Source organism: Pseudoxanthomonas sp. Root65 (assembly GCF_001427635.1).
Classification (GTDB): Bacteria; Pseudomonadota; Gammaproteobacteria; order Xanthomonadales; family Xanthomonadaceae; genus Pseudoxanthomonas_A.
In genome coordinates this window covers 24,620-41,366 of record NZ_LMHA01000002.1, presented here as the reverse complement: position 1 = coordinate 41,366, position 16,747 = coordinate 24,620, and the positions used below count along the sequence as shown (strand labels likewise).

Sequence of the window (16,747 nt, the reverse complement as noted above, 5' to 3'; positions counted from 1 at the left end):
GCCCCCTGCCCTCCGCGCTTGCGTGCCCCCGCGATTCGCGGCATCGTGCGCCCACCCATACGCCCGCGTATCCAGTGCCCGCATGACGTCGACCGCCACCGCCGATCCCACGCCCTACCCGCACCTGTTCACGCCGCTGGACCTGGGCTTCACCACGGTGCGCAACCGCGTGCTGATGGGCTCGATGCATACGGGTCTGGAAGACCGGGCACGGGATTTCCCGCGCCTGGCTGCGTACTTCGCCGAGCGTGCGGCCGGCGGCGTCGGGCTGATCGTGACCGGCGGCTTCTCTCCCAACCTGGTGGGCTGGCTGAAGCCGTTCGGCGGCAAGCTGTCGTGGCCGTGGGAAGCGCGCCCGCACAAGTTCGTCACCGCGGCGGTGCACGAGCACGGCGCCAAGATCTGCGCGCAACTGCTGCATGCCGGCCGCTACGGCTATCACCCGCTGACGGTGGCACCGTCAAAGATCAAGGCACCGATCAACCCGTTCACCCCGCGCGCGCTGTCGGCGCGCGGTATCGAACGCCAGATCAACGCCTACGCCAATGCGGCGAAGCTGGCGCGCGACGCCGGCTACGACGGCGTCGAGATCATGGGTTCGGAAGGCTACTTCATCAACGAATTCACCGCGCCGCGTACCAACACGCGCAACGATGCCTGGGGAGGCACGCCGGAGAAGCGCATGCGCTTCGCGGTGGAGATCGTCCGCCGCGTGCGCGAGGCGGTGGGTCCCGACTTCATCCTCATCTACCGGCTGTCGCTGATCGACCTGGTCGAGGACGGCAACCAGTGGGACGAGATCGTCGCCCAGGCCAAGGCCGTGGAAGCCGCCGGTGCGACCATCATCAATTCCGGCATCGGCTGGCACGAGGCGCGCGTGCCGACCATCGTCACTTCGGTGCCGCGCGCGGCCTTCGTCGACGTCACCGCCAAGCTGAAGCCACACGTGCGCGTGCCGCTGGTGGCGACCAACCGCATCAACATGCCGGAGGTGGCCGAGGACATCCTGGCCGCCGGCAAGGCCGACATGGTGTCGCTGGCGCGGCCGCTGCTGGCCGATCCGCAGTGGGCGGCGAAGGCCCGCGCCGGTCGGCCGCAGGCCATCAACACCTGCATCGCCTGCAACCAGGCCTGCCTGGACCATGTGTTCGAGAACAAGCTGGCCAGCTGCCTGGTCAACCCACGCGCCTGCCACGAGACCGACCTCGTCTACAAGAAGACCTTCGCGCCGAAGACCGTCGCCGTGGTCGGCGCCGGTCCGGCCGGCCTGGCCTGCGCGACGGTCGCCGCCGGACGCGGCCATCGGGTGACGCTGTTCGATGCCGCGGACGAGATCGGCGGCCAGTTCAACTACGCCAAGCGCATCCCGGGCAAGGAAGAGTTCCACGAGACGCTGCGCTACTTCCGCCACCTGCTGGAAGACACGCGGGTCGAGGTGAAACTGTCCACGCCGGTGGCGGCCGCCGACCTGACCGGCTTCGACGAGGTGGTGCTGGCCACCGGCATCACACCGCGCAAGGTCGCTTTCCCCGGTTCGGACCACGCCAAGGTGGTCAGCTATGTGGATGTGCTGTCCGGCCGGGTGACGGTCGGCGCCCGCGCGGCGCTGATCGGCGCCGGCGGCATCGGCTTCGACGTGGCCGAGTACCTGACCCACGAAGGCCACTCGTCCTCGCTGGATCCGGCGCGCTGGATGGCCGAATGGGGCGTGGACCCGACCTTCGAGGCCCGCGGCAGCCTGGTGAAGCCGCAGCCCGAGCCGCCGGTGCGTGAGGTCTGGCTGCTGCAGCGCAGCCCGGGCAAGCCGGGCGCGCGACTGGGCAAGACCAGCGGATGGGTCCACCGCGCCACGCTGAAGGCCAAGCAGGTGAGGATGCTGGGCGGCGTGGAGTATCTGGGCGTGGACGACGCCGGCCTGCGCGTCAGGGTGGACGGCACCGAGCAGTTGCTGCCGGTCGACCACGTGGTGGTCTGCGCCGGCCAGGAACCGCGGCGCGACCTGCAGAGCGAGCTGATCGCCGCCGGCAAGACGCCCCACCTGATCGGCGGCGCCGACGTGGCCGCCGAACTGGACGCCAAGCGCGCCATCGACCAGGGCAGCCGGCTGGCGGCCAGCCTGTAATCCCTCCGGCCGTAGCGTCGAGCTTGCTCGACTCCGGAATGTCGGGAATCCAGGAACTCCCAGGGCAAAAGCAGCGGAGCAAGCTCCGCTCTACAACCCGGCTTCCTGCGACACCCCTCACAGTTTCCAGCCAGATCGGCACCCCTCCGTCAAGCCGGCCCGTTCAGGCCGAGTTGGGACGCCCCCCCCTACCTTGCGCCCACTTTCCGGCCCGCCGCCCAGTCTCAGGCGGGCTGAGCCCGGCGCTCGGACCCTCTGGTCCGGCCTTGCCGGTCCCCGGGCAGCCCGTGTGAAGGCTGCCTCCCCATGACGCCCTGCCGCATGTCCCAGGTTTGCCGCTCCCATCGTGACGGGGGAGGCAGGGGTGCGGGAAAGACGGAGCAAGGAGTTCCCATGAAACTGGCCTGGATCCTATGGCTGTCGCAGATGTTGCCGCAGCCGGCCGCTGATTCGCTTTGCCTCAGCACCACCGTATATCTGGAAGCCCGCGACCAGACCCTTCGCGGCCAGCAAGCCGTCGCCGAGGTCGCCCTGCGCCGTCGCGACAGCGGACTCTGGGGCGACTCCGTCTGCTCCGTGGTCACCGCCCGCAAGCAGTTCGCCCCGACCATCGTCGGCCCGAACACCCGCCTGCGAAACCCGGACGCTTGGGCCAAGTCGGTCACCGTCGCCCTGAATGCCGAACGCAACTGGGCCCTGCCGCCCGGCCAGCGCCAGGAGATCGTGCCGGGCGCCAGCCACTTCATGGCGCACCAGATCGCCAGCCCGAGCTGGCGCAACGCGTACCACGTGGCCACCATCGGCGACCACACCTTCCTGCGCGTGCAGAAGCTCAAGCCCCGCTCCTAAGAGCAAAAGCTTTCGAACGCACGACACCGGACGTAGCTACCCGCTACCGAAGCGGAACCCGCAAGGCACCTACTCCCCCTCTCCCACCGGGAGAGGGCAACGGGTGAGGGCGAACCGCCGCGATGCGAACTACACCGTGCCCAGCAAAATCAGCGCTGCGTACCACATCACACCGCAACGATCAGGGCGCGCGCCGAACCTGCACGGCACCTACTCCCCCCTCCCTCGAGTAGCGCGCGCGGATGAAAAGCCGACCACCGCGATACATGTCGCGCGTGCACAGCACAATCCGTTGCACCCCACATCACCCCGCAAGCCTCCACGGCCCGCGATAATCGCGGGCCTTTTCTTTTCCATGGAACCACGATGAAGCTCTACACCAAGCCGGGCGCGTGCTCGACCGCCGACCACATCGCGCTGCAATGGACCGGACAGCCGTTCGAGGTGCAGGTGATGACCGCCGCGGAAATGAAGGAACCCGCCTACCTGACGATCAATCCCACCGGCGCGGTGCCGGCGATCGTCGACGGTGATTTCGTGCTGACGCAGAACGCCGCGATCATGGGTTACATCGCCGACACGTACCCGCAGGCTCAGCTCGCTGGCGACGGCTCGCCGCAGCAGCGCGCGCTGGCGGCCAAGTGGCTGGCGTTCGTCAATTCCGACCTGCACCCGGCGTTCCATCCGCTGTTCGGGCCGGCCCGCTTCATCGTCGACGAAACGCAGTTCGATGCGGTGAAGGACGCCGCACGCAAGCGCCTGCGCGGGCTGTTCGAAAGCGCGGAGAAGCAGTTGGAAGGACACGACTGGCTGGCCGGCTTCCGCAGCTTCGCCGACCCCTATTTCTACATCACCTTGCGTTGGGCCCAGCGCACCGGCGTGGACCTGTCCGGCCTGCCCAACATCGCTGCGTTCACGCAGCGCATGGACGCGGATGCGGGCGTGCAGGCCGCCCTCAAGGCCGAAGGCCTCGCCTGATAGCGGCGTGCGCGCGCGTCAGACCACCGACGCGCGCACCTCTTCCAGCCAGCGCGTGGCGAAGGTGTGGTCGCGCGCCTTGGTCAGCGCCGTGGCCACGTCGGGCAGCAGCGCCACCAGTTCGTCCGCATCGGCGCAGCGCTCGACCTTGAGTTGCAGGAAGTACCCCTTCAGGCCGATGTGCGCGCGGATGTCGTCGGTGATGCGCGCATACAGCAGGTTGTAGCGGTCGGCCGCCGTCTTGGTGGCCACTTGCAGGTCATCGCCTGCCTTGGGCGCCGCGACGGCCGCCAGCACCCACGCCGCACCCGAACGCCGCTCGATCAATCCCTCGGCAGCCAGTTGCTGCAGGGCGTCGTCGGGCGCGTGCAGCCCGCTCATCATCGCCTGCAGTTCGTCGTCGTTGCGCTGGCCGTCCACCAGCAACAGGATCGAGCGCAGCCCTGCCGGCAGCTTGCGCGTGCGCTGCTGGATCTCGTTCCGACCCGCATCGGTCTTGCACCACATCGTCTGCATGACGTCCCCTTGCGCGCGCCACGGGCCCCTCCCGACGGTCGCGACGCTCCCCTTGTACCACCAGTAGTACGCGATGGCGCGCTTCCCGGCTACCACGCGGGTCACACAAACGATACGGGACCGCCCGACCTGTGCCGGAACGGCCCCGCCTTGCGCACCGGAAGGGGTCAGCGCTGGTCCAGCGGAACGAACTCCAGGTCCTCGGGCCCCGTGTAGTTGGCGCTGGGACGGATGATCTTGCCGTCGATGCGCTGCTCGATCACGTGCGCGCTCCAGCCACTGGTGCGAGCGATCACGAACAGCGGGGTGAACATCGCCGTCGGCACGCCCATCATGTGGTAGCTGACCGCACTGAACCAGTCCAGGTTGGGGAACATCTTCTTGATGTCCCACATCACCGATTCCAGGCGCTCGGCGATGTCGTACATCTTCATGTTCGACTGCTCGGCCGACAGGTCCTTCGCCACCTGCTTGATGACGCCGTTGCGCGGGTCGCCGACGGTGTAGACCGGATGGCCGAAGCCGATCACCACTTCCTTGCGTTCGACGCGCGCCTTGATGTCGGCTTCCGCCTCATCCGGCGTCTCGTAGCGCTTCTGCACTTCGAACGCGACCTCGTTCGCGCCGCCATGCTTCGGGCCGCGCAGCGCACCGATGCCGCCGGCGATGCAGGAATGCATGTCGCTGCCGGTGCCGGCGATGACGCGGCAGGTGAACGTGGAGGCGTTGAACTCGTGCTCGGCGTACAGGATCAGCGAGGTGTGCATCGCGCGCACCCAACTGTCCTTCGGCTTCTCGCCGTGCAGCAGATGCAGGAAGTGGCCGCCGATGGAATCGTCATCGGTCTCCACGTCGATGGCACGGCCGTTGTGGCTCCAGTGGTACCAGTACAGCAGCATGGAACCCAGCGACGCCATCAGCTTGTCGGCGATGTCGCGCGCGCCCGGATGGTTGTGGTCGTCCTTCTCCGGCGACACGCAGCCCAGCACGGACACGCCGGTGCGCATCACGTCCATCGGATGCGCCGACGGCGGCAGTTCCTCCAGCGCGGCCTTCACTGCGGCCGGGATGCCGCGCAGCGACTTCAGCTTGGCCTTGTAGCCGGCCAGCTCGGCGCGGTTGGGCAGCTTGCCATGCACCAGCAGGTAGGCGACCTCCTCGAACTCGCTGGTCGTGGCCAGGTCGAGGATGTCGTAGCCGCGGTAGTGCAGGTCGTTGCCGGTGCGGCCGACGGTGCACAGCGCGGTGTTGCCGGCGGCAGTGCCCGACAGGGCGACGGATTTCTTGGGCTTGAAGGGAACGGCAGCGTCTGACATTTCAACACCTCTTGATGATGTAAAGCCCCTCTCCCACCGGCGACCGAAGGAAGTCCCCGTGGGAGAGAGGGGTTGGGGTGAGGGTGCGGCGAAGTCCGTGCGCCTTGGACATCACTGACTTCGCCGTACCCTCATCCGCCCTTCGGGCACCCCGTATCGAGTGCGGGGCAGGCTTTTCTCCCAAAGGGAGAAGGGATATGGCTACTTTTTGGCAGTGAACAGTGCATCAAGCTTCTGCTCGAAGGCGTGGTAACCGATACGGTCGTACAGTTCTTCGCGCGTCTGCATGGTGTCGACCACATTCTTCTGGTGGCCGTCGCGACGGATCGCTTCGTACACGTTCTCGGCGGCCTTGTTCATGGCGCGGAACGCCGACAGCGGATACAGCTGGATCGCCACGCCGACCGAAGCCAGTTCGTCGCGGGTGAACAGCGGCGTCTTGCCGAACTCGGTGATGTTGGCCAGTACCGGCACCTTCACCGCGTCGACGAAACGCTGGTAGGTGGGCAGGTCGTAGGCGGCCTCGGCGAAGATGCCGTCGGCGCCGGCCTCGACGCAGGCGATGGCGCGCTCGATGGCGGCATCCACGCCTTCCACCTGGATGGCGTCGGTGCGTGCGATCAGGAAGAAGTCCGGATCGGTCTTCGCATCGGCGGCGGCCTTGACGCGGTCGACCATCTCGCCGGCCGGCACGATCTCCTTGCCCGGACGATGGCCGCAGCGCTTGGCGCCGACCTGGTCCTCGATGTGGCAGGCGGCGGCGCCGGCCTTGATCAGCGACTTCACCGTGCGCTCGATGTTGAACGCGCTGGGGCCGAAGCCGGTGTCGATGTCGACCATCAGCGGCAGGTCGCAGACGTCGGTGATGCGGCGCACGTCGATCAGCACGTCTTCCAGCGTGTTGATGCCCAGGTCCGGCAGGCCGAGCGAACCCGCGGCGACGCCGCCGCCGGACAGGTAGATGGCCTGGTAGCCGGCGCGCTTCGCCAGCAGTGCGTGATTGGCGTTGATGGCGCCGATCACCTGCAACGGCGATTCGGCGGCGAGCGCAGCGCGGAAACGGCTGCCAGCGGACGGGATGCTCATGCGACGGAAACTCCTCATGTTCGAAGCCGGCCATCGGGGCCGGACCAGAGGTGCGTGAAGATTACGCCCCTCCTCGGGCGGCAAATCTGGCACCATCCCCAGGGTTGATCAATCTTGATCGAATAAATCAATATTTCCGCATGGCGTCCGCCACCGACCTGCTGACCGCCCGCGAGACCTGCCGCCTGCTCGGCATCAGCCAGGCCACGCTGTACGCCTATGTCAGCCGCGGCCTGCTGGAGTCGCGCCCGGGCAAGGACCACCGCAGCCGCCTTTACCTGCGCCAGGACGTGGAACGGCTGGCACAGCGCAAGCAGGTGGGCCGCGGCGCGGCCCGGGGCGCGGCGCAGAGCCTGGATCGCGGCCTGCCGGTGCTGGAGACGCGGATCTCGCTGATCCGGCCCGACGGCCCCTACTACCGTGGCCGATCCGCGATCGCGATGGTGCACGAGGGTGCGACGCTGGAAGACGTGGCCCGGCACCTGTGGGACGTCGGTGCGGACGACCCGTTCGCGGTCCCTTCGCCGAGCCGGTGGCCCGACGTGGTCGAGCCGCTCGCCTCCGCGGCGTCGCTGCCGCCGCTCGAGCGGGCGATGGCCGCCATCCCGTTGCTCGCACTGGATGTGCGCCATTCGTTCAACTCCGCGCCGCGCGTGCGCCACGAGATCGCCGCCGGCCTGCTGCGCCACAACGCCGCGCTGCTGGTGGCGCAGCCGCCGTCGGCGGCGCCCGTGCATCGCGTGCTGGCGCAGGCATGGCGACCCGATGACGACGGCTTCGCCGAACTGGTGCGTGCGGCACTGGTGGTCTGCGCCGACCACGAACTCAACGTGTCCGCGTTCGCCGCACGCGTCGTGGCCTCCACCGGTGCGCACCTGCACGCGACGGTGTGCAGCGGCCTGGCGGCGCTGTCGGGCCCGCGCCATGGCGGCGCCACCGCGCGCGCCTATGCGCTGATCGCCGACGCACGCGACGCCGCGTCCGCCCGCGCCTTCCTCAGCGAGCGCTGGCAACGCGGCGACGATCTGCCCGGCTTCGGCCACGCGCTGTATCCGCAGGGCGATCCGCGTGGCGCGGAACTGCTGGCGCGTGCGCGTGATCGCCACGCCGGCACGCGCGAGATGGCCGCACTGGAAACCCTGATCGTCGCCACCGAAGAGATCAGCGGCCTGCGCCCGAACATCGACTTCATGCTCGCCGCGATCTGCCACCTCAACCGTCTGCCGCCGACACCGGCGCTGGTGATGTTCGCCGCGGGCCGCCTGGCCGGCTGGCTGGCCCACGCGCTGGAACAACAGGCGCAAGGCGGTCTGATACGTCCGCGCGCCCGCTATACCGGCATCACGCCGCCGACCTCATCGACGTGACGGAGAGGCGTCACGCCTGCACCCGGATTTGACATCGACTGCGCATCCACCGACCCTGCGGAAGCCCGCTTCTGCCACTGCCGCAATGCGCCCTGTCCTCGCCCTGTGCCTGCTGTTGACGATGATGACCCCGACCACCATCGCCCGGAACGCCGACATGCCCGACGCCGACGCAACGGCGCAGGCAGCGACGCCGGTCCCCTCGCCTCCCGCGTGGCTGCCCGACCTCGACACGCGCTACGACACGCAACTGCGTGTCGCGGGGCTGGAGGACCGCACGTTCAACGCGGAACACTGGTGGTCGGTCGCCACGCCGCTGCTGGCGAAAGACCGCGGCTTCCGCATCGAAGAGATCGGCCGCAGCGTGGAAGATCGCCCGCTGCGCCACGTGCGCTGGGGCAACGGCAAGACATCGGTGCTGCTGTGGTCGCAGATGCATGGCGACGAGAGCACCGCGTCGATGGCATTGGCGGACCTGTTCCGCTTCCTCGGCGAGCACCCGGACGACCCGCGCGTGAAAGCGCTGCAGGCGAACACCACGCTGCACGTCTTCCCCATCGTCAATCCGGACGGCGCCGCGCGCTTCCAGCGCCGCAACGCGCAGGGCATCGACCTCAACCGCGATGCGCGCATGCTGGCCACGCCGGAAGCGCGCACGCTGAAGTCCCTGTTCGATCAGGTGAAGCCGATGTACGGCTTCAACCTGCACGACCAGCGCGTGGGCTATCGCGCCGGCGATTCCGATCGTGGCACCGCCATTGCGCTGCTGTCGCCCCCGTACAACCATGCCGCCGACGTCAACGACGTGCGCACGCGCGCCATCGAAGTGGCCGGAGTCATCCGCATCGCGCTGGAGCCCTATCTCGCTGGCCATATCGCGCGCTGGGACGAGACCTTCGACCCGCGCGCCTTCGGCGATCTCACCACCCAGTGGGGCGCCAGCACGGTACTGATCGAAGCCGGCGGGATCGAAGGCGACGTGCAGAAGCAGCGCCTGCGCAAGCTGTATTTCCTCGGCATGGTGGCGGCGCTCGACAGCATCGCCACCGGCAGCCACGCCGGTGTGCCGCACGCGCTGTACCGCGACCTGCCGGAGAACGGGGACGTGTGGCCCGACCTGGTGCTGCGCGGCGGCACGCTGGCCGTGCCTGGCCGCGCCCCGATGCGCGCCGACCTGCTGGTCAACTTCCGCAATCCGCTGGCCGAGACCGACGGTGCGATCGCCGACGTGGGCGATCTCGGCACGAAGAAGGCCCGCCGCAGCATCGATGCGCGCGGCCTGTTCATCGTGCCGCTGCCCGGCCACGCCGGCGAACGCACCGTGATCGAAGCGAACGATGATGGCGACAACGATGATCCGCGCTCGCCGCTGCCGCTCACGCCCGGCGCCAGCGCGCGCTTCGTGCTGAGCCGCGACCCGCAGGGCCGCGATGTGGTGTGGACGCTGGATCGCAGCGTGGATCCGGCGGCACCATCGCCGCCGGCGCGCTGACTCAGCTGCCCACCTCGGGCCCGCGCTGCAGGGCGCGCTTCACTTCTTCCAGTGCGTTCGGATCGTCCAGCGTGGAGAGATCGCCGGGATCGGCGCCCTGTGCCAGCGCCTGCAGCGAACGCCGCAGCAGCTTGCCCGAACGCGTCTTCGGCAACGCGTTGACGATGTAGACCCGCGCCGGGCGCGCCACCGCGCCCAGGCTCTGCTCTACCGCGCGGCGCATGCCGTCGGCCGCCTGCACGCGCGCGTGCGGCTCGTCGGTCGCCTGCCGCAGCGTGGCGAACACCACCGGCACCTGCCCCTTCAGTTCGTCGGCCACGCCGATCACCGCCGCTTCCGCGACGGCGGCGAAACCGGAAACGGATTCCTCGATCTCGCGCGTGCCCAGGCGATGGCCGGCCACGTTGATGACATCGTCGGTGCGACCGAGGATGAAGGTATAGCCGTCGGCGTCGCGGATCGCCCAGTCCAGCGAGCTGTACAACAGCTCCTTGAAATGACTGAAGTAGCTGGACAGGAAGCGCGCGTCGTCGTTCCAGATCGTCGTCATGCAGCCCGGCGGCAGCGGCGGCTGCATCACCAGCACGCCTTTCTGCCCGGGCCCGACTTCCTCGCCGGTGCTCTCGTCGATCACCTTCATGCGGTAGCCGAGGTTCGGGAACCCGGGCGAACCGAAGCGCACCGGCTTCATGTCCAGGCCCGGCAACAGCGTCAACGCCGGCCAGCCGGTTTCGGTCTGCCAGTAGTTGTCGATCACCGGTTTGCCGATCGCGTCGGTGATCCAGTGCGCCGTCGGCTCATCCAGTGGTTCGCCCGCGAGGAACAGATATTTCAGGTCGGACAGGTCATGGCGCCTGATGAAGTCGATGTCGTGCTTTTTCAGCACGCGCACCGCCGTGGGCGAGGAGAACATGGTGCGCACGCCGTACTGCTCGCACAGCGCCCACCAGATGCCGGCGTCCGGCGTGGTCGGCAACCCTTCGTACAGCACCGACGTCGCACCGACGATCAGCGGCCCGTACACGTTGTACGAATGCCCGACCGCCCAGCCGACATCGGAGGTGGAAAACATCACCTGTCCCGGCCCGACATCGAACACGGTGCGCATCGACAGCGCCATCGCCACCGCATAGCCACCGACATCGCGCTGCACGCCCTTCGGCTTGCCGGTGGTGCCGGAGGTGTAGAGCAGGTAGCTGGGCTCGTTCGATTCCAGCCATTCCACCGGCACCACCGTATCGCCAACCCCGGCGCGCAGCGTGGCGTAGTCCTCGTCGCGCCCGGCGACCTTCGGTTCGGCCGGATCGAGCCCGCGCGACACGATCAGCACTTTCGGCGGCGGCGAAACGGCTTTCGCACAGGCTTCATCGACCAGCGCCTTGTACGGAATGACCTTGCCGCCGCGGCTGCCGGCATCCGCGGCGATCAGCAGCTTGGGCTGCGCGTCGTCGATGCGCAGCGCCAGGTTGTGCGCGGCAAAGCCGCCGAACACCACCGAGTGCACCGCACCGATACGCGCGCAGGCCAGCATCGCGAACACGGCTTCCGCCATGTTGGGCATATAGATGACGACGCGGTCGCCGCGACCGACGTCGAGCTTCTTCAGCACGGCGGCGAACGCATTCACCTCGCGATGCAGCTCGCGATAGGTCAGTTCGCGGGTGGCATCGGTTTCGGCGGACACCGCCACCAGCGCCAGCTGATCGCCACGCTCGGCGAGGTGCCGGTCCACCGCGTTGTAGCAGAGGTTGGTCTGCCCGCCGACGAACCAACGGCGGAACGGCGGCGTCGAATAGTCCAGCACCTGCTGCGGCGGCACATGCCAGTGGATCGCCTTCGCCTCCTCGCCCCAGAAGGCCTCGGGCTGCTCGATCGAGCGCCGGTAGACGTCTTCGTATGCCATGCGATGCTCCAGCTGCGACGCGTGCCGGCAGCATAGTCCCGCGCCGCGCCGCCAACCTTCCTACCTTGGTCGCATGGGACAACCTGTCGCACCCGCAGGCAGGTGCACGCACCGGATCACGCCAGCGGCAGCGCGCTGTCGGCATGGCACAGGCGGTCATGCAGCGCGCGTACGGCGTCGATGCCGGGATCGGTCGGGCCGTCGCCGAGCGTGCGCACGTAGCGGCAGGCCGCAAAACCTTCCGAACGCCGTTCATAGTCCGCCACCCATTGTCGGCGCTCGGCCATGCGCTCGGGCTTGATCGGCCAGGTGCCCGGTCGCGGACGCAGGTGCCTGGCAATGCCGATGCGCCACGGCTTGGGACTGACGCGTGCACGGAAACAATGCTGGCGCACGCACATCAGTGCGTACAGCGGATCGGTCTTCAGCGCAGTGAAGCAGGCTTCGACCTCCGGCTCGGACGGATCGAAGGGGCGATGCATGACGAGCAGGCGGAACCCCGCGGGCGTGCGGTACTGGCGCAGGCACCAGTCGGGATGGGCTGTCGCGAACGCCTCCACGCGTGCATTCGCCCATGCCTCCGGGCCACCGTCGCGGCGCATGCGCGCGGCATGCAGACGGCGGATCATCCCGCCCGCCAGCACCATCGCCACGACGATCGCTACCGCGCCTATCCACCACGACCCGGCGAGCAGGCCCGCGACGATCGCCAAGGCCAGCAGCGGCAGCCGGACCTTGCGTTTCAGGGCCGCGTCCGGCCGTGGATCATCGAAGTCGACATCCACGAACAACGCATGCGGCGTATTGAGGCAGAGCGCGCCATAGGAATTGCGGGTGATCACGCAGTCGCCGTCGCGGCCGACGATCTCCTCGCGGATCGGTACACCCACCGCACCGTTGTAAGGACGCTTGTCCTCGCGACGCGGCAACGGCTCGCCCGCCAGCACGCGATCGAACGCCGCGCGCGTGCGTTCATCGGCGACCGCCTGCGCATCTTCCGGACTCAGGTCCGACCAGCCGAAGCGGCGCACGGTGACCTGCCGGCCCTTGGCGCGATGCTGCAGCCGACCCTCGGCCCAGAACTGCGGAACGATCATGCCAACCCCCAGCCACCGGTCGCCTGCCCCACGCGGGACAAAAAAAGCGCCGGTATCCCCGGCGCTTCTTGTACACCATGGCAGGGCGATCAGCCCAGCAGGTGCGCCACGCCGCTGCGCTCCTCTTCCAGCTCGCCCAGCGTCTTGTCGATCGCGGCCTGGCTGAAGGCGTCGACCGGCAGATCCTTCACCATCGTGTACTCGCCGTTCTCGGTGGTGACGGCGAAGCCGAACATCACGCCTTCCGGAATGCCGTAGCTGCCGTCGGACGGGATGCCCATCGTCACCCACTTGCCGTTGCTGCCCAGCACCCAGTCGCGCACGTGGTCGATGGCGGCGTTGGCGGCCGAGGCGGCCGAGGACAGCCCGCGCGCCTCGATGATGGCGGCACCGCGCTTGCCGACCTTCGGGATGAACTCGTTGGCGTTCCAGTCGGCGTCGTTGATCTTGTCCTTCAGCGACTGGCCGTTGACGGTGGCGAAGCGGTAGTCCGGGTACATGGTCGGGCTGTGGTTGCCCCACACGACCAGCTTCTCGATGTCGCCCACGGCCACGCCGGCCTTGCTGGCCAGCTGCGACAGCGCGCGGTTGTGGTCCAGGCGCAGCATGGCGGTGAAGTTCTTGGCCGGCAGGTCCGGCGCGGACTTCATGGCGATGTAGGCGTTGGTGTTCGCCGGGTTGCCGACCACCAGCACCTTGACGTTGCGGCTGGCGACCTTGTTCAGCGCGGCGCCCTGGGCGGTGAAGATCTTGGCGTTCTCCAGCAGCAGGTCCTTGCGCTCCATGCCCGGGCCGCGCGGACGCGCGCCGACCAGCAGGGCGACATCGGCGTCCTTGAATGCGACTTCCGGATCGTCGGTACCGACCACGCCGGCCAGCAGCGGGAACGCGCAGTCTTCCAGCTCCATGATCACGCCCTGCAGCGCGGCCTGGGCTTTCTCCAGCGGCAGCTCGAGCAGTTGCAGGATGACCGGCTGGTCCTTGCCCAGCATTTCGCCGGAGGCGATGCGGAACAGCAGCGCGTAGCCGATCTGGCCAGCAGCGCCGGTGACGGCAACACGGACGGGGGTTTTCATGGTGCGGATCCTCGGGGTTTCGTAGGGTGGGCCCTGGCCCACCGCGTGGGGACAGCGTGGGCCGTGGCCCACAGGGCGGTTACGTCAGTTCGGCAAAGAAGTCCTGGAAGCGTTGCAGCCCCGGCGCCAGCTGCGGCGTCGGGCAGGTATAGCTGATGCGCAACGCGCGCGGCTCGCCGAACGCCGAGCCCGGCACACAGGCCACGCCCTTCGCGTCGAGCAGTGCGTTGCAGACGTCGACGTCGTTCTCGATCTTCACGCCGTTGTGCGACTTGCCGAACGCGCAGCTGATGTCGGGGAACACATAGAACGCGCCCTGCGGACGTGGGCAGACCACGCCGGGAATCGCTTCCATGGCCGCCAGCACCTGGTCGCGCTTGGCCTGGAACTCGGCGTTCTTCTGCGTGGGCACGTCCTGCGGGCCAGTCAGCGCAGCGATCGCCGCGGCGGTGACCACTTCCGGCACGTTGGTGATGTGGTTGGAGTTCATCGTGGTCAGCGCTTTCGCCACCGACTCCGGACCGGCCATGAAACCGACGCGCCAGCCGGGCATGCCGTAGGTCTTGGACAGCGAATCGACGAACACCGTGCGCTCGCGCAGCTCCGGGCGCGCCTGCACGAAGTTGGTGTACGCGAGCCCATCGAACAGCATGCGGTTGTAGATGTCGTCGGTGATAATCCAGGTGTCGGGATACTTCACCAGCACATCGGCCAGCGCGGCGACTTCGTCGCGCGCGTAGACCATGCCCGTAGGGTTGGACGGGTTGTTGAACAGGAAGACCTTCGGCTTGTGTGTCGCCAGCGCATCGTCCAGCTGCGCCGGTGTCAGCTTATAGTCCTGGCTGGCCGGACACGGCAGCGGTACCGCCTTCGCGTTGACGATGTCGGCGATGTCGGCGTAGGTGGTCCAGTACGGCGACGGATAGACGAGGGTGTCGCCTTCGTCCAGCAGCGACTCGGCCAGGTTGTACAGGATGTGCTTGGCGCCGATGCCGGTGGACAGGTTGGCACGCGTATAGCCGGTCAGGCCCAGCGCCTCGATGTGCTGCAGGAAGGCATCCAGCAGCGCGTCGGTGCCGCGGTTGCTGCCGTACTGGCCGGAGTCCTTGGCCAGCGCGTCGCGCGCGGCCTGATAGACATGGTCGCCGGGCAGGAAATTGGGGACGCCGATCGAGAAGCTGATGATGTCGCGGCCTTCGGCTTTCAGCTTCTTGGCCTTCTCGGCCACCGCCATGATCGCACTGGGCTTGGCGCGACCGATGCGCCGGGCAAGCAGGGGCATTGCACAACCTCGCGGGGGAAAACGGTTGGGGAGCGTCGCCGCGGTCTTTTTTGCGGCGCAAAATGGTATCACGGCACCCCGCCGCGACCGACTAGGCCATGGTCTACCTCAGGCCGGTCAGCCACGCGCCGTCACTGGTAGTCCACGACGTCGCCCAGGTCGTAGTTCTCGTCGAAATAGGCCTGCCATTGCGCATACGCCGCGCGCAGGCAGGCGGGGGTCCCGCAGGCGTCCAGTTGCCGGGTCGCCGCCTCGACCGTGCGGTCGCCATCGGGATAGCGGTCGGCCAGTTCTTTGAACTGCTTGCGCATGCCGGCATCCAGGGCGCCGAACTCCTCGTGCCCGCAGACCAGCGTCGCCCGGATGCTGCCGGCCGGGGCATCGGTGTCGCAGGCGGCATCGCCCTGCCGGCCCGCGGTGCGGATCGCCTCCGCAATCTCTTCGCGATCCCGCGCCGTCAGGCGCCTTACGAAGCCCAAGGCCTCCGACTGGCCGCCTCCCCAGGTGATGCGCAGGCTGAAGGCATCCGGCGTGTCCGGATCCGGGACCTTGCGTACCGTGACGGTCTCGCTGGGCCCCGTGTCCGAGGTCACGTGCAGCGCCAGCGTGCCATTGTCCAGGTCGACATCCTCGACCTTCCCGTCCAGCCAGGCGCCGTCGCGCACGACGCGCAGACCGCCTTCGGCTCGCCACTCGAATGCGTAGAGCGTTTCCGCGTCATCGCCTTCGTTCTCTTCGGTGCTCCAGAGGCCCTCGAGGCTCTGCTGGAAACGTTCGGCCGACGGCTGCTCCCGTTCCGGCGCTGCGGCGGCCGGATCGGTCTCGGCCTCCTGGCGACAGGCCGCCAGCATCAGCACGGCAGCGAACAGCAGCATCGCGCGCATCGGGCGCCGACGGCGATCCTTCATGGTGGTGCTCCGTAAAGAAGAAGGGCCGGTCAGTGACCGGCCCTCCATTGCATCACGCGGACAGGACGCGATTCCACTCCGCGACGCGGTCGGCCTTGGCGGCCAGTACGGCATCGGTGTCGCCGCTAAGGGTGACCTTGGTGATCAGGTCGCCCTGCTTCACCGCGTCCACCACGTCCAGGCCTTCAGTGACCTTGCCGAACACCGTGTGCTTGCCATCCAGCCACGGGGTGGGCACGTGGGTGATGAAGAACTGGCTGCCGTTGGTGCTGGGGCCGGCGTTGGCCATCGACAGCACGCCGCGCTCGTGGCGCACGCCGTTGGTGGTCTCGTCCTCGAAGCGGTAACCCGGGCCGCCGCGGCCCGAGCCTTCCGGACAGCCGCCCTGGATCATGAAGTCGGGGATCACGCGGTGGAAGTTCAGGCCATCGTAGAACCCGCGCTTGGCCAGGTTGACGAAGTTGGCCACCGTCAGCGGGGCCTTGTCGGGGTACAGCTCGATCGTGATCGGGCCGCGCGAGGTGTCGAAGGTGGCGGTCAGCTGGCTCATCGTGTGGTTCTCCAGGGGTGAAAAAGGGGGACGGACAGCCGGACCGGCCGTAGTGGTCGCCAAAGAGAAGACGGGCGCCCGTTCAGGCGACCTCCGCTCCCAGATCACGACGATCCGGGGCGATTTCAAGGGCAGACCCTCCGGCAACCGGCTTCCATTCTGACGTTGTTCGGAAAATCAGGTGCTTAGCGCGCCGTAGCCGGCT

14 protein-coding genes are annotated in these 16,747 nt (G+C 68.2%); 5 read left to right on the top strand and 9 right to left on the bottom strand.

Going from position 1 to position 16,747, the window contains the following annotated elements; translation table 11 throughout:
- The first annotated feature begins 82 nt into the window (after positions 1-82).
- From ASD77_RS10650 to ASD77_RS10640, 3 genes are all read left to right on the top strand, one after another.
- Entirely contained in the window at positions 83-2,122 is a 2,040-nt protein-coding gene (locus ASD77_RS10650) for an NADPH-dependent 2,4-dienoyl-CoA reductase (protein ID WP_055941348.1), read from the top strand.
- Between the two features lie 393 nt (positions 2,123-2,515).
- Positions 2,516-2,971, top strand: a complete 456-nt coding sequence (locus ASD77_RS10645) for a cell wall hydrolase (RefSeq protein WP_055941346.1) — start codon at positions 2,516-2,518, stop codon at positions 2,969-2,971.
- Positions 2,972-3,337: 366 nt separating this feature from the next.
- Positions 3,338-3,949, top strand: coding sequence for a glutathione binding-like protein (locus tag ASD77_RS10640; protein ID WP_055941343.1), 612 nt, complete (start codon positions 3,338-3,340; stop codon positions 3,947-3,949).
- A gap of 18 nt (positions 3,950-3,967) precedes the next feature.
- Here ASD77_RS10640 and ASD77_RS10635 read toward each other — a convergent pair whose 3' ends face one another.
- From ASD77_RS10635 to prpB, 3 genes are all read right to left on the bottom strand, one after another.
- Positions 3,968-4,465: a hypothetical protein gene (locus tag ASD77_RS10635; RefSeq protein ID WP_055941342.1), complete on the bottom strand. Its 498-nt coding sequence runs from the start codon at positions 4,463-4,465 to the stop codon at positions 3,968-3,970.
- Between the two features lie 167 nt (positions 4,466-4,632).
- A complete protein-coding gene (gene prpC, locus ASD77_RS10630; RefSeq protein ID WP_055941340.1) occupies positions 4,633-5,781 on the bottom strand; it encodes a 2-methylcitrate synthase in 1,149 nt (382 codons plus the stop codon).
- Positions 5,782-5,982: 201 nt separating this feature from the next.
- A complete protein-coding gene (gene prpB, locus ASD77_RS10625; RefSeq protein WP_055941339.1) occupies positions 5,983-6,867 on the bottom strand; it encodes a methylisocitrate lyase in 885 nt (294 codons plus the stop codon).
- Between the two features lie 140 nt (positions 6,868-7,007).
- Here prpB and ASD77_RS10620 point away from each other — a divergent pair, with 140 nt between their 5' ends.
- Positions 7,008-8,234, top strand: coding sequence for a citrate synthase family protein (locus ASD77_RS10620; RefSeq protein ID WP_055941337.1), 1,227 nt, complete (start codon positions 7,008-7,010; stop codon positions 8,232-8,234).
- Between the two features lie 85 nt (positions 8,235-8,319).
- Positions 8,320-9,726, top strand: a complete 1,407-nt coding sequence (locus ASD77_RS10615) for a M14 family zinc carboxypeptidase (RefSeq protein WP_082563252.1) — start codon at positions 8,320-8,322, stop codon at positions 9,724-9,726.
- Position 9,727: 1 nt separating this feature from the next.
- Here the strand turns inward: ASD77_RS10615 and prpE are convergent, their stop codons facing one another.
- The 6 genes from prpE to ASD77_RS10585 form a co-directional block, all read right to left on the bottom strand.
- The gene (gene prpE, locus ASD77_RS10610; RefSeq protein ID WP_055941332.1) at positions 9,728-11,629 is read right to left on the bottom strand and encodes a propionate--CoA ligase; all 1,902 of its coding nucleotides are present in this window, start codon (positions 11,627-11,629) and stop codon (positions 9,728-9,730) included.
- Positions 11,630-11,745: 116 nt separating this feature from the next.
- Positions 11,746-12,726 (bottom strand): hypothetical protein, encoded by a 981-nt coding sequence (locus ASD77_RS10605; protein ID WP_055941330.1) that lies wholly within the window; start codon positions 12,724-12,726, stop codon positions 11,746-11,748.
- Positions 12,727-12,815: 89 nt separating this feature from the next.
- On the bottom strand, positions 12,816-13,802 hold the full coding sequence (locus ASD77_RS10600; protein WP_055941329.1) for a malate dehydrogenase: 987 nt from the start codon (positions 13,800-13,802) through the stop codon (positions 12,816-12,818).
- 79 nt (positions 13,803-13,881) lie between these two features.
- Positions 13,882-15,084, bottom strand: a complete 1,203-nt coding sequence (locus ASD77_RS10595) for a pyridoxal phosphate-dependent aminotransferase (protein WP_055941327.1) — start codon at positions 15,082-15,084, stop codon at positions 13,882-13,884.
- A 131-nt stretch (positions 15,085-15,215) separates the two neighbouring features.
- The gene (locus ASD77_RS10590) at positions 15,216-15,992 is read right to left on the bottom strand and encodes a hypothetical protein (protein WP_156383596.1); all 777 of its coding nucleotides are present in this window, start codon (positions 15,990-15,992) and stop codon (positions 15,216-15,218) included.
- A gap of 52 nt (positions 15,993-16,044) precedes the next feature.
- A complete protein-coding gene (locus tag ASD77_RS10585; RefSeq protein ID WP_055941323.1) occupies positions 16,045-16,542 on the bottom strand; it encodes a peptidylprolyl isomerase in 498 nt (165 codons plus the stop codon).
- Between the last annotated feature and the right edge of the window lie 205 nt (positions 16,543-16,747).

What these genes read in the sequence shown, in the direction of transcription:
- ASD77_RS10595 (WP_055941327.1), bottom strand. Translation starts at nt 15,084, where the DNA reads ATGCCCCTGCTTGCCCGGCGCATCGGTCGCGCCAAGCCCAGTGCGATC.
- prpB (WP_055941339.1), bottom strand. Translation starts at nt 6,867, where the DNA reads ATGAGCATCCCGTCCGCTGGCAGCCGTTTCCGCGCTGCGCTCGCCGCC.
- ASD77_RS10640 (WP_055941343.1), top strand. Translation starts at nt 3,338, where the DNA reads ATGAAGCTCTACACCAAGCCGGGCGCGTGCTCGACCGCCGACCACATC.
- ASD77_RS10585 (WP_055941323.1), bottom strand. Translation starts at nt 16,542, where the DNA reads ATGAGCCAGCTGACCGCCACCTTCGACACCTCGCGCGGCCCGATCACG.
- prpC (WP_055941340.1), bottom strand. Translation starts at nt 5,781, where the DNA reads ATGTCAGACGCTGCCGTTCCCTTCAAGCCCAAGAAATCCGTCGCCCTG.
- ASD77_RS10590 (WP_156383596.1), bottom strand. Translation starts at nt 15,992, where the DNA reads ATGAAGGATCGCCGTCGGCGCCCGATGCGCGCGATGCTGCTGTTCGCT.
- ASD77_RS10650 (WP_055941348.1), top strand. Translation starts at nt 83, where the DNA reads ATGACGTCGACCGCCACCGCCGATCCCACGCCCTACCCGCACCTGTTC.
- ASD77_RS10635 (WP_055941342.1), bottom strand. Translation starts at nt 4,465, where the DNA reads ATGCAGACGATGTGGTGCAAGACCGATGCGGGTCGGAACGAGATCCAG.
- ASD77_RS10615 (WP_082563252.1), top strand. Translation starts at nt 8,320, where the DNA reads ATGCGCCCTGTCCTCGCCCTGTGCCTGCTGTTGACGATGATGACCCCG.
- prpE (WP_055941332.1), bottom strand. Translation starts at nt 11,629, where the DNA reads ATGGCATACGAAGACGTCTACCGGCGCTCGATCGAGCAGCCCGAGGCC.
- ASD77_RS10645 (WP_055941346.1), top strand. Translation starts at nt 2,516, where the DNA reads ATGAAACTGGCCTGGATCCTATGGCTGTCGCAGATGTTGCCGCAGCCG.
- ASD77_RS10620 (WP_055941337.1), top strand. Translation starts at nt 7,008, where the DNA reads ATGGCGTCCGCCACCGACCTGCTGACCGCCCGCGAGACCTGCCGCCTG.
- ASD77_RS10600 (WP_055941329.1), bottom strand. Translation starts at nt 13,802, where the DNA reads ATGAAAACCCCCGTCCGTGTTGCCGTCACCGGCGCTGCTGGCCAGATC.
- ASD77_RS10605 (WP_055941330.1), bottom strand. Translation starts at nt 12,726, where the DNA reads ATGATCGTTCCGCAGTTCTGGGCCGAGGGTCGGCTGCAGCATCGCGCC.